Source organism: Lysinibacillus fusiformis (assembly GCF_002845985.1).
Classification (GTDB): Bacteria; Bacillota; Bacilli; order Bacillales_A; family Planococcaceae; genus Lysinibacillus; species Lysinibacillus fusiformis_D.
Map to the genome: position 1 here is coordinate 631,649 of NZ_PDFK01000001.1, position 12,252 is coordinate 643,900.

Sequence of the window (12,252 nt, forward strand, 5' to 3'; positions counted from 1 at the left end):
CTTAATTGACATCCTCATATTTAACTTTGTCTTCTAAGATTATTTCTGAGTCACGGATAATTCTATAACTTGCATCTTTGCCTTCTTCAATAACAAGCTGTATATTGTAAGGTGTATCATCTAAAATTGGAAACTCTACTGGTTCAGAAAATGTATGATTTTTATCTTGAATTTCAATGCGAATGTTTTGAGCTATACCCTCTTCTGTAGGTTTATACTCAATGACTACAGGTATGACCAGTGGTTTATCAGGCTTTTTCGCTGGTCCTTTACTGATCACAACGGATATGAAGGAACCTTCTTCCACCATAGTACCCGCTTTTGTCAATTGTGATATCACACTGCCCGCAGGAATCGACTCATGATATTCTTCACGTGAAATACGCCAATTAAGGCCAACTCTCCTCACATAGTCATCCATATCCGCTTTTGTATAATTATTGAGGTTTTCAAGCCTTATCATTCTAACCCCTTGGCTTACTTTAAACGTAATTGTTTCTTCCTTCGCAACAACTTCAGTATTTGGGGGTATACTTTGCTCAATGATTCTTCCTTCTGGTTCATTAGAAGGGACATCCTCTTTTAGTACTTCTTTATACTTTCCTTTTATTAAAGCTTCCACTTGACTATAATTCTGTCCAACATAATTATCTACAGTCGTCATTTCCACACCTAAGCTGACGATTAAATCAATCTCTGTGCCTTTTGCACGCAATGAATTTTTTGCTGGATCTGTTTCAATGATCTTACCTTTCTCAATTTCCTCATGGTTCCGCTCCTGATGCTCCTCACCAACAACAAACCCCTCTGCTTCTAATTTTTTTGTAGCTTCTTCCACAGTTAAATTTGTCACATCAGGTACAGAAATCTTTTTCGGGCTAAACGAATCTGTTGCAAATAAAAAGAATAGGAAGATGACAATCACAGCAATCAATAATCCAGCAACATACTTTGGCCAATTTTTCTTCTTTCCCTTAACAGGAGCTGGTTTTTCAACAGTTTTTTTAGGCTTTGCTTGAGATGGTGTTTTCACTTCCATAATCGGTTCCATAACTCTCGTTTGGGTTAAATCTTCGCCTTTTTTATGAACAGGCTCTTTAATAATTGGTATAGCTTTCGTCGTATCATTATCAACAGGTATGACAAATTTTGGTTCGTTTACTCGTGTTGGTGATAAGACTGTTTCCAAATCATCATATATTTCTTCCACTGTATTATAACGATGGGAAGCATCTTTAGCCGTAGCCTTCAGCACCACATTTTCCAAACTTTGAGGAATGGTTGCATCAAAAGCACGAACAGAAGGTGTTTCTGTTTGTAAATGCTTGAGTGCAATGGAAACCGCCGATTCTCCAGAAAATGGTAACTCACCTGTTAATAATTCATATAGCACAATGCCAAGTGCATAAATATCTGATTTATTAGTAGCCGTCCCGCCTCGGGCTTGCTCAGGTGATAAATAATGCACCGTACCTAACACTGAATTCGTTTGTGTAAACGATGTAGCACTTAACGTCATGGCAATACCAAAATCAGTTATTTTTACATTACCCTCCGCATCCATTAAAATATTTTGCGGCTTAATATCACGGTGGATAATATGATTTTCATGGGCATTTGCAATGGCAGACGTTAATTGTTTCATAATATGCACACTTCTAGCAGGAGAAATTGGTGCAAATTCTTGTATGTACTGCTTTAACGTTTTTCCTTGAACATATTCCATCACGATATAATGTAGATCGCCATCGTCCCCTACATCATAAACACTAACAATATTTGGATGTGTAAGACTTGTAGCAGACAGTGCCTCACGTTGAAAACGTCGATGTAATTCATCCTCATTGGAAAAATCATAGCGTAATATTTTTATGGCTACATCACGGTTTAATATCATATCGTGCGCTAAATAAACATTGGACATACCTCCGCCACCAATGAGCTGCAAAATTTTATAACGGTCACTAATTCTTTTACCTACAAGCATTCTTACACCTCCTCATCCTTTTTTGTTAGTAGCACGAGGGAGATATTGTCTTCTCCCCCGCTGGCATTTGCCAATTCTACAAGCTTACGTCCTTTTTCTTCAATGGCATCTGGATACGTTATAATTGAAGCCATTTCATAGACAGTGAGTTTATTGCTTAAGCCATCTGAACAAATGAGTAAATACGATTCTGATGCTAAATCTACTTCATAAAAGTCTGGCTCTAGCGTTTCCTCTGTTCCAACAGCTTTTAAAATGAAATTTTTCTTTGGGTGTGTCAAAGCTTCTTCTTCACTTATTTCGCCATTTTCTACCAGTACATTTACATATGAATGATCTCTTGTTATTTGTTGTGCACCATCTTCAAAGAAATAATACACACGACTATCCCCAACATGTGCAATGAAGCAATGATACTCTTCTATTAACACCGCAATAAACGTCGTGCCCATTCCTTTACAGTCTTCATGTGATAAAGAATAGTCATATATCGTTTTATTCAATTGCTTAACTGTGTGCAATAACCATTCTTTTTTTGATGTTGTTGATACAAAATGATGTGCGTCTGCCTGTAAAAAAAAGGATTCCATCTGTTTAATTGCCATATCACTTGCTACATCACCAGCATTATGACCACCCATGCCGTCCGCCACAAGTGCTAGTGCAAGCCCGTCAGGACGTTTAAAAAATGCAGCACGGTCTTCATTAATTGATCGTTTTAAACCAATATCACTTTCGACTGTGTATTCCAACACTGGTCACCTCGTTTCTTCAGATCTCTCTTGAGCACGTAATTGACCACACGCAGCTGCGATATCTGAGCCTTGCTCTCGGCGGATCGTTACGTTAATCCCATTTTTCTTTAAGGTTTTTTCAAAAGCAAAAATTTGACTACGAGACGTACGAACATAATCACGTTCTGGTACGTAGTTGACAGGAATCAAGTTGACGTGACATTTAATTCCTTTAATTAATGCCGATAACTCCTCTGCAATTTCCACTGAATCATTTTCACCAGACATCAATCCATACTCAAAACTCACTCGTCGCCCTGTTTTTTTAGTATAGTAACGAACAGCCTCCATTAATTCATCCAATTTGTATGCACGAGCAATTGGCATTAGCTTTTGACGTGCCTCTTGGTTTGGTGCGTGTAGTGACACGGCGAAGTTAATTTGTAATTGTTCATCTGCAAACTGATAAATTTTTGGAACAATCCCTGATGTTGATACAGTAATATGACGTGCACCGATATTTAACCCTTTTTCATGGTTGATTACTTTTAAGAAGTTCATCATCGCATCATAGTTATCGAAAGGTTCGCCAATACCCATAATGACAATATGCGATACTCGCTCGCCCACTTCATCTAAAGTCTGCTGCACTTTGACAACTTGCTCCACGATTTCTCCTGCTAGTAGATGTCGCTTCAAACCACCTAAAGTGGAAGCACAAAATGTACAGCCGATTCGACATCCTACTTGTGTTGTTACACAAACAGAGTTGCCATATTCATGGCGCATTAATACGGTTTCGATTGAATAGCCATCTTGCAATTGAAATAAAAATTTAATGGTACCATCTTTAGATTCTTGCTTAATAATGGTTGATAGTGTTGTTAACGCAAAATTGGCTGTTAACTTATCACGCAATCCCTTTGAAAGGTTCGACATTTCTTCAAATGTCTTTACACGTTTATTATACAGCCAGTCAAAAATTTGAGTAGCACGGAAAGGTTTTTCACCGTTTTCTGTTAACCATTCTTCTAACTGATATGGCTGTAAAGAATAAATAGATTCTTTTAAATTTGGTTTTTCTTTCTTGACACGTCGGACGGGCTTGTCTTCCGCTTCATCAACTAAATCGTTAATACGTTCATTAAATTTCTCTTGATCCACCATTAGTTGGATTCTCCTTTTTTACGAAAGGCGGCAACGAAGAAACCGTCACTGCCAAAGTCTTGTGGAAAGACTTGAAGCATGCCATTAGCTTGCTTTTCCGCTAATTTTGTTGGTAAAGACTCTAGTTGTATTGCTTCCATTTCTGGATGCGCTGTTAAAAAGGCATGAACTGTGCCTTCATTTTCTTGTAGATCGACTGTACAAGTACTGTACACAAGCTTTCCATCTGTTTTCAATACTTTAGTTGCTGCCTCAAGTAAAGCTAATTGGATTTTTTGTAGATTTTCTAAATCTTCTTCTCGCTTTGTATATTTAATATCGGGCTTACGTCGCATAACCCCTAGCCCACTACATGGTGCATCAACTAAAATAGCATCAAAAGACGCTGCTTGTAAAAATTCTGGTGCTTTCCGTCCATCAATTGGGGCTGTTTCAACAATATCAAGCCCTAGACGTTCTGTATTATGGTCGATTAAATCTAATTTATGTGGATGAAGGTCTGTCGCTAAAATAGATCCTTCATTTTTCATTATTTCGGCTAAATGTGTTGTTTTTCCACCCGGGGCTGCACACATATCAAGGACACGCATGCCAGGAGATGGATTTAACACTTTAGCAGGTATCATTGAACTTTCATCTTGGATAGTAATGTGACCTTCTTTAAATACTTTTGTACGTGCAGGTTGACCATTGGTTACACGTAAACATTCAGGCATTAAATCACTTTGCTGTACTGTTAATCCTTCTTCCTCTAGTTCAGCAATAGCCTGTTTAACCGTTGTTTTTGTTGTATTCACACGCACTGTTTGCATAGCTGGCACATTGTTTTCATGCAACATTGCTGTTGCTAGCTCTAAACCGTAGTTTGCTACAAATCGTTGCACTAACCACTCGGGATGGCTTGTTTCAATAGCAAGTCGCTCCATTGGATCTGCTATATCCTCTGTAGAAGGAACGCCGCTACGTAACACCGATCTTAAAATCCCATTCACCGTCGAAGCAATACCACGATGCCCTCTACGCTTGGCAATTTCCACTGCTTCATTTACAGCAGCATGTGGTGGGATACGAGTTAAATAATGAATTTGATACAACGATATTCTTAATAACCAACGTACCCAATGATCGACTGACCCACGAATAAAAGGCTCTAAATAAAAATCAAGCGTCATTTTATGCTGTAAAGTTCCATACGTAATTTCAGTTAATAAGGCACGATCTTTCGCCTCAATTTTATGTCGTTTAATTGTTTCGTTTAGCAATAAGTTGCTATATGCTTGGTTTTTATCAACTGCTAATAGAATAGATAATGCAGCATCTCGCACATTTCCATCCCAAATCACTACACTTTTTTTACTCATTTAAATTGGTCCCCAATCTGTAATTTAGAACCTGTACCACGTAAATACTCCTCTGCAGTCATACGCTTCTTGCCAGCTGGCTGCACGTCATATAAGGCTAAAGTTGTACCGTTGCCAGCAGCTACTTCAAAATGATCTTTCTCAATCGCTACAACTGTACCTGGATTCGTCTCATGCTTGCATTTACCAATAGCTGCCCACCATACTTTAAAATTACCATCCTCAAAAGTTGTATAAGCAACCGGCCACGGATGAAGACCACGTACTTGATTGTATAAAGTAGCAGCATCGTTTGTCCAATCGATGCGTTCTTGCTCTCTCGAAATATTGCTGGCGAAGGTAACAAGTGCTTCATCTTGGACTGTTCGGCTATTTGTACCATTTATAATAGAAGGAAGTGTCTCTTTTAGGAGCTCACAACCCACTATGCTTAGCTTTTCAAAAAGGCCACCTGTATAGTCGTTTTCTTCAATAGGAATCGCTCTTTGAGAGATAATATCTCCAGCATCAAGCTTCTCTGCCATATACATAATGGTTACCCCAGTCTCTTTCTCGCCATCTATAATAGCTTGATGAATAGGAGCGCCTCCACGGTATTTTGGAAGTAGTGAGGCATGAACATTAATGCAGCCAAAAGCAGGAGCATCTAATAGCTCCTTTGGTAGTATTTGTCCAAAAGCTGCTGTTATCACTAAATCTGGCTGTAGAGCAAGAATTTGTTGTAACTCTTCAGAGCCGCGCAATTTTTCTGGTTGAATAATTGGTAAGCCAAGTTCCAAAGCTGCAGCCTTCACAGGTGGTGGTGTCAATACACGCTTTCGCCCAACTGGACGATCTGGCTGTGTCACAACTGCTTTAATATCGTATCCTTCATCATGTAGCATACGCAAAATAGGTGCTGAGAAGTCAGGTGTCCCCATAAAAATTATAGACGTCATTTTATTCCTCCTCTTCTGCGTACAGTTCTTCAAGTTCTTCTGCTGTAATAATACGCTTGATTTTCGAATCAAACAGCACGCCGTCTAAATGATCAATTTCATGTAAGATGGCACGGGCATCAAAGCCTCCTGCTTCTAATTCATATACACGTCCTTCACGATCACAAGCTTCAATTTTAACATAGTTAGGACGTTCTACTTCACCATATAACCCTGGAAAGCTCAAGCAACCTTCAATATCTATTTCCGCTCCATCTGTTTCAATAACCGTTGGATTAATCATTTCTAAAATATCGCGTTCCTCACCTAGTTCTACAATTGCTACGCGTAAGCCTACATCTATTTGTGGCGCTGCAATACCAACGCCATCATATTCCACCATTGTGTCATATAAATCATCTAGTAATGCAATGATTCCATCATTAATTTCTGTCACTTCTGCACATGGTGTTGATAGTACTTTTGCTGGGTTTTCGATTACTTTTTTTATAGCCATTCTCATTTCCTCATTTCTGTATTCAAGCTAGTGCAATAGCTGATTGTTCATTTTACTATTGTAAAAAAATCTTGCTGTTAATTTCACTATATAGTAGACGGATCTAAATCTACCGTCATTAATATTCCTTGTTTAATCCATTCTGCTCGATACATGGCAAGCAGTCGCTGTAACACTGGAATTAGATTTGGTTCAATTTTATATTTTATCAAACATTGATAACGATATCTATTTTGGAGACGAGCAATACTTGCCGTTGTTGGTCCTATAATGGCTACTTGATTCGATAAATTTCCTCGTAGCCAATCTGCCACTCGTCCAGCATATTCAGCAGCCATCATGACATCTTCATGAGATAATTGAATAAGGGCTACAAAATAATAAGGTGGATAGCTGGAGCGACGACGTAAAAACATCTCTCGTTCATAAAATGGTTCATACTCCTGCGTTTTGGCTAGCTCAATTGCATAATGCTCAGGGGTATACGTCTGAATAATTACTTCCCCTGGCTTATCATGTCGTCCTGCCCTTCCACTTACCTGTGTTAGTAGCTGAAATGTGCGCTCTGCTGCACGATAATCAGGTAAATGCAAGGATGTATCAGCACTTAGTACACCGACAAGAGTAATATTAGGAAAATCAAGACCCTTTGCGATCATTTGCGTCCCCAGTAAAATATCTGCATGTCCAGCTCCAAATGTATCTAAGATTTCTTCATGTGCCCCTTTATGCTTCGTGGTATCTACATCCATACGTAACACTCTTGCCTCAGGAAATAGTTTAAAAAGTTCTTCCTCGACTTTTTGTGTACCTGTACCAAAGTAACGAATATGATCGCTTTGACATTGTGGACATATTTTAGGAACAGATTCCTCGTAACCGCAATAATGGCATTTTAATTTCTCCGTTGTCCGATGATAGGTTAAGGAAATGTCGCAATTTGGACATTGTACAACCGTACCACAATCCCTACATAGAACAAACGATGAATAACCACGACGATTTAAAAACAGCACCATCTGTTCTTTTTTCTCAAGTCTTATACGAATCGCCTCAGCAAGAGAGTCTGAGAACATCGAACGATTTCCTTGACGAAGCTCTTCACGCATATCTGCAATAAAAACAGTCGGCAATGCTTGGTGTAAAGCACGTTGCGTTAATGAGAGTAGCGTATATACGCCCTTTTTAGCTCTGGCAAATGACTCTAGAGCTGGTGTTGCACTACCCAAAATAATAGGACATTTATAAAATTCGCTCCTCCATATGGCGACATCTCTTGCATGATAACGCGGCGAGTCTTCTTGCTTATACGTTGATTCATGTTCCTCATCCAAAATAATAAGACCAATATTCGTAAAGGGTGCAAAAATAGCGGAACGAGCACCAACTACTACTTTCACTTTACCTTGTTGAATTTTACGCCATTCATCATACTTCTCTCCAACAGATAATCCACTATGCATAACAGCAACCATCTCACCAAAGCGACTGCGGAATCGCTCAGTCATTTGAGGTGTTAAAGAGATTTCAGGTACCAACATAATGGCTTCTTTCCCTTCATCTAGCACCTTTTGAATAGCCTGTAAATAAACCTCTGTCTTACCGCTCCCTGTTACACCATGTAGCAAAAATGTTTGCGCTTGTTGCTGCTCTATAGCTGTAGTAATAGCTTGAAGAGCACCCCTCTGCTCCTCTGTTAATTGTAAGGCCTGTGTACGAGAAACTTTCTTCGTAAATGGATCACGAAAAACTTCCTCTTGAATAAACTGGGCAGCTCCTTTTTCAATTACTGCCTCTAATACCGATATCGAGACTCCTGTTTCCTCACAAATGTGCTGGGGTGATAAAATTTCTCCTAGATGTTGACACATCCATTGTAGTAATAGACGTTGTTTAACGGCTCTTTTTGACTGTTCCAAAGCCTGTTCTACAAGTTGCTGGTCTTCTGTAATTTGAACCATTCGGATTTCTTTTACATTGCCCTGCTGCTTCACAACATTCTCAATTGAAACAATGCTCTCTGCAACCAACTGCTTTAATAAAGGAAGTAAACCTGCTCGCTCAAATTCTTTAAAGTTGGCTTGTTGGCGTTTACCAAAAATGTACTGTACTTCTTCTGGTAGACTTTGAGACTGTTGTAATTTAATTATTTTTTCATACTTAGCCCGAAGTGCAGATGGTAACATCACTTGCAAGGCATCTATTTCATAGCAAATCGTGTTGTTCTTTAACCATTTCGCCATTAGCAGCATTTCTTCTGTCAGGACCGGCTCCATGTCTAAAATTTGAGTGATAGCCTTTAATTTATTCAGTGGTACATCTGTTTCCTTTTTCAAGCCAACGATAAAGCCTAAAACATTTCTTGGACCAAATGGCACTTTCACACGACAGCCTAATTCTATTACGTTTACCCATTCGAGAGGTACTTGATAATCAAAGGGACGGTCTACATGGTAGGTAGAGACGTCTACAATGACCTCTGCTATTAAAAAGCTCATTGCACCTCATCCTTTGTAATATGAGACCAGAGTGTCTGTGCAAAAAGCTGGGGATTTGTCGTAGCCAAAAATTGTCCATTAAGCTGAGCATTTTCACTAAAATCAATCCAGCTATCAGAAAGTATATTGATCATTGGTTTACCTTGCACTTGCTGTCCGAAAGTGATTGCATTCGTTCCTTCTACAGAAATAATCGGCGTTTCGTCGATGGTTGGTACATTCGCTGCATGTATAAAAAATGCTTGGGGATATTGGATTTTATAGGCTTCCAGTTGTTGAATAACATCATACAAATTGCTATTTTCAATTTCAATCACATGTGCCCCACGTATCCTTGCCTCATTCGCTAATGCTCGTCCAATAATGCCACTTGCCTGTGGGCTAATCATATGCTTTTCATCTAATGGTACTTGCAACGCACCTGCTGTCACAATTACGGTTTTACCTTTTAATGGTTTGGATTGTCCTGAAAAAAAAGTCTTTACTAGGGCCGTTATTTTTTCAGGTTCCTCTAAACGTCCCTTCCCGACATAGCCACATGCTAAAAACCCCTCTGAAGGCTCAATGAATTGGTATCCATCAGCTGATAGCCGATCTAAATTTCGTTTTACCGCTGGATGGTCATACATGTGTACATTCATAGCTGGTGCAATCCAGACAGGGGCTGTAGTAGCAAGCAAGGTTGTTGTGACCATATCATCAGCAATACCATTGGCTAATTTGCCAATCATATTGGCCGTAGCGGGAGCCACTAAAATCAAATCAGCCCAATCTGCTAAATCGATATGGGCAATCACACTTGAATCTTTTTCATCAAACGTGTCAAAATAAACGTCATTTTTGGACATCACTTGAAAACTTAATGGATTCACAAACTGTCTAGCAGAAGCTGTCATCATAACTTTTACATTGGCCCCTGCTTGTGATAGCTTGCTAACGAGCGCAACAGCCTTATATACTGCAATTCCACCTGAAACACATAGTAAAATATTTTTATTCATGCTAGGTGTCGTCCTTTCAAATGATAAGCTCCCAAAGAAGGATTCCCTGGGAGCTCTCGGCATTCTGTATAATCAAAATCTACTGCGAACTAGCATGCATGTAACCCAACTACGTTACATGTATGTTAAATTTCGTCTTCGTACACAGCGGACTCATCCTGTGATACCTTCGTAAGTACACCTGCCGCTACTTCTTCAAGTGCTCTTCCTACGTATTTATGAGAAACATACTTGTGTAAACGTTCTGTATCTTGCTCTTCTTGCATTTGGCGAGCACGTTTAGAAGCAAGGCTCACTAATGAATATTTTGAATCGATTTCTTTTTTTAAAGCGTCCACTGATGGGTATAACATTGTTTTATTCTCCTCTCAACATTGACAAATATCTTTTTTCAACACGTTCTCTACGACAATGCTCGGCTTTAATAATCGCATTTATACGATCACAGGCATTCGTCACTTCATCATTCTCCACAACATAATCATACAAGCTCATCATTTCAAGCTCTTCACTTGCAGTAGCTATGCGTTTCGCAATGATATCCTCTGTTTCCGTCCCACGCCCAACTAAACGGTCTTTTAATTCCGTTAAACTTGGAGGGGCCAAAAAAATAAATAAGGCATCTGGTGCTTTTTTACGAATTTGTGCTGCACCCTGCACTTCGATTTCTAAAAATACATCACGACCTGCATCCAGTGTTTCATTCACATAGGCTAGTGGTGTTCCATAATAGTTACCAACAAATTCAGCGTGCTCTAATAAGCCACCTTGTTCAATTAACGTTTCAAATGCTTCACGTGTCTTGAAAAAATAGTCTACACCATCTACTTCCCCTTCGCGAGGATTTCGTGTTGTCATCGAGATGGAATACTCATAATTCGTATTCGGCTGAGAAAATAATTCTTTTCGCACTGTCCCTTTACCTACACCAGATGGGCCAGACAGAACAATTAATAATCCACGTTCTTTTATCATTTATTCTCTATATCTCCCTTAATTTATAACAGACACGTGCAAGTTATTCGATGTTTTGCACTTGTTCACGCATCTTTTCTAAAATTGTTTTCGCCTGAACAACAGCAACAGCTGCTTCTGTAGATTGATTTTTTGAACCAATCGTATTAATTTCGCGATGTATTTCCTGCATTAAAAAATCTAATTTACGTCCAACTGAAATGGTTTCAAGTAATGTTTCCTCCAGCTGATTAAAGTGACTATCTAGTCTGTCTAATTCTTCGGAGATGTCTACGCGTTCTGCAAAAATCGCTACTTCTGCTAGTAAACGATCATCTAGCAATGTGCCATCTGCGACTTCAGCAATTCGTTCTATTAATCGTGTACGATATTTTTCAACAGCAAGAGAAGAGCACAAACGAATTTGATTCACTTGTTCCATCAACTGTTCTTTATATTGTACAACAACTTCTTGTAATTCTTGCCCTTCACGTTCCCGCATTTGTACGAGCTGTTTAATTGCTTGTGAAATCGCTTGTTCAACAGCACTTAGCAAATCCTCTGGTGTAAGCTGTGGCTTTTGCTGTACAAGTGCCTGTTCTAGCGATAAAAGCTCTTGCATCGTCCATTTTTCTTCAAGTGGTACTTTACTTGCTAATTGCTCTTTTGCCTTACGATACGCTTCAATTAATGACCAATTAATTTCAATAGATTGCTCTACGTTCTCTAAGTCTTTCACATATACCATCACATCAATTTTGCCGCGTGACAAAGCTTGTGAAATTAGTTTCTTTGCAAAAATTTCTGCTTCAAGCCATTCTTTCGGAAATTTTGCGTTAATTTCTAAAAAACGATGGTTGACCGAGCGCATTTCCACGGTTAATTGAAAGTCTCTAGTTGTTGTGACACCTCTGCCAAAACCAGTCATACTACGCACCAAGGTTCGTCACACCTTTCTTTGCATACTGGGATTATTATAACATAAGCTCTGTCGATTATGACGACTCTCCCAAAAAAATTGGTTAGAATAAAAGCTAATTCTACCACAATTGAAGCTATATTTTAATATTCACCTAAAAAATGCTATGATAAACATACAAATTGTGTATTTGTCGG

Annotated in this window: 11 protein-coding genes; all 11 read right to left on the bottom strand. The window is 39.0% G+C overall.

The annotated features are described in order from the left end of the window. Window position 1 precedes the first annotated feature (1 nt). Complete coding sequence (pknB, locus tag CRI88_RS03265; RefSeq protein ID WP_101966392.1) at window positions 2–1,987, bottom strand: Stk1 family PASTA domain-containing Ser/Thr kinase; 1,986 nt, start codon at window positions 1,985–1,987, stop codon at window positions 2–4. Between the two features lie 2 nt (window positions 1,988–1,989). Next, the gene (locus tag CRI88_RS03270) at window positions 1,990–2,739 is read right to left on the bottom strand and encodes a Stp1/IreP family PP2C-type Ser/Thr phosphatase (RefSeq protein WP_058843486.1); all 750 of its coding nucleotides are present in this window, start codon (window positions 2,737–2,739) and stop codon (window positions 1,990–1,992) included. A gap of 6 nt (window positions 2,740–2,745) precedes the next feature. After that, the gene (rlmN, locus tag CRI88_RS03275; protein WP_036124927.1) at window positions 2,746–3,888 is read right to left on the bottom strand and encodes a dual-specificity RNA methyltransferase RlmN; all 1,143 of its coding nucleotides are present in this window, start codon (window positions 3,886–3,888) and stop codon (window positions 2,746–2,748) included. After that, complete coding sequence (gene rsmB, locus CRI88_RS03280) at window positions 3,888–5,249, bottom strand: 16S rRNA (cytosine(967)-C(5))-methyltransferase RsmB (RefSeq protein WP_036124929.1); 1,362 nt, start codon at window positions 5,247–5,249, stop codon at window positions 3,888–3,890. The genes rlmN and rsmB overlap by 1 nt, the downstream gene beginning before the upstream one ends. After that, window positions 5,246–6,187, bottom strand: coding sequence for a methionyl-tRNA formyltransferase (fmt, locus tag CRI88_RS03285; protein WP_036124932.1), 942 nt, complete (start codon window positions 6,185–6,187; stop codon window positions 5,246–5,248). The genes rsmB and fmt overlap by 4 nt, the downstream gene beginning before the upstream one ends. A gap of 1 nt (window position 6,188) precedes the next feature. Continuing rightward, window positions 6,189–6,683, bottom strand: coding sequence for a peptide deformylase (gene def, locus CRI88_RS03290; RefSeq protein ID WP_036124934.1), 495 nt, complete (start codon window positions 6,681–6,683; stop codon window positions 6,189–6,191). Between the two features lie 86 nt (window positions 6,684–6,769). Continuing rightward, entirely contained in the window at window positions 6,770–9,181 is a 2,412-nt protein-coding gene (gene priA / locus CRI88_RS03295; RefSeq protein ID WP_036124935.1) for a primosomal protein N', read from the bottom strand. Further along, the gene (coaBC, locus tag CRI88_RS03300; protein ID WP_058843484.1) at window positions 9,178–10,182 is read right to left on the bottom strand and encodes a bifunctional phosphopantothenoylcysteine decarboxylase/phosphopantothenate--cysteine ligase CoaBC; all 1,005 of its coding nucleotides are present in this window, start codon (window positions 10,180–10,182) and stop codon (window positions 9,178–9,180) included. Before coaBC ends, priA begins: the two co-directional genes overlap by 4 nt. Window positions 10,183–10,307: 125 nt before the next feature. Next, on the bottom strand, window positions 10,308–10,535 hold the full coding sequence (gene rpoZ / locus CRI88_RS03305; protein WP_036125003.1) for a DNA-directed RNA polymerase subunit omega: 228 nt from the start codon (window positions 10,533–10,535) through the stop codon (window positions 10,308–10,310). 4 nt (window positions 10,536–10,539) lie between these two features. Next, window positions 10,540–11,157: a guanylate kinase gene (gmk, locus tag CRI88_RS03310; RefSeq protein WP_036125005.1), complete on the bottom strand. Its 618-nt coding sequence runs from the start codon at window positions 11,155–11,157 to the stop codon at window positions 10,540–10,542. A 43-nt stretch (window positions 11,158–11,200) separates the two neighbouring features. Next, a complete protein-coding gene (locus CRI88_RS03315; RefSeq protein WP_036125007.1) occupies window positions 11,201–12,076 on the bottom strand; it encodes a YicC/YloC family endoribonuclease in 876 nt (291 codons plus the stop codon). Between the last annotated feature and the right edge of the window lie 176 nt (window positions 12,077–12,252).

What these genes read in the sequence shown, in the direction of transcription:
- fmt (WP_036124932.1), bottom strand. Translation starts at nt 6,187, where the DNA reads ATGACGTCTATAATTTTTATGGGGACACCTGACTTCTCAGCACCTATT.
- priA (WP_036124935.1), bottom strand. Translation starts at nt 9,181, where the DNA reads ATGAGCTTTTTAATAGCAGAGGTCATTGTAGACGTCTCTACCTACCAT.
- rlmN (WP_036124927.1), bottom strand. Translation starts at nt 3,888, where the DNA reads ATGGTGGATCAAGAGAAATTTAATGAACGTATTAACGATTTAGTTGAT.
- rsmB (WP_036124929.1), bottom strand. Translation starts at nt 5,249, where the DNA reads ATGAGTAAAAAAAGTGTAGTGATTTGGGATGGAAATGTGCGAGATGCT.
- pknB (WP_101966392.1), bottom strand. Translation starts at nt 1,987, where the DNA reads ATGCTTGTAGGTAAAAGAATTAGTGACCGTTATAAAATTTTGCAGCTC.
- def (WP_036124934.1), bottom strand. Translation starts at nt 6,683, where the DNA reads ATGGCTATAAAAAAAGTAATCGAAAACCCAGCAAAAGTACTATCAACA.
- coaBC (WP_058843484.1), bottom strand. Translation starts at nt 10,182, where the DNA reads ATGAATAAAAATATTTTACTATGTGTTTCAGGTGGAATTGCAGTATAT.
- rpoZ (WP_036125003.1), bottom strand. Translation starts at nt 10,535, where the DNA reads ATGTTATACCCATCAGTGGACGCTTTAAAAAAAGAAATCGATTCAAAA.
- gmk (WP_036125005.1), bottom strand. Translation starts at nt 11,157, where the DNA reads ATGATAAAAGAACGTGGATTATTAATTGTTCTGTCTGGCCCATCTGGT.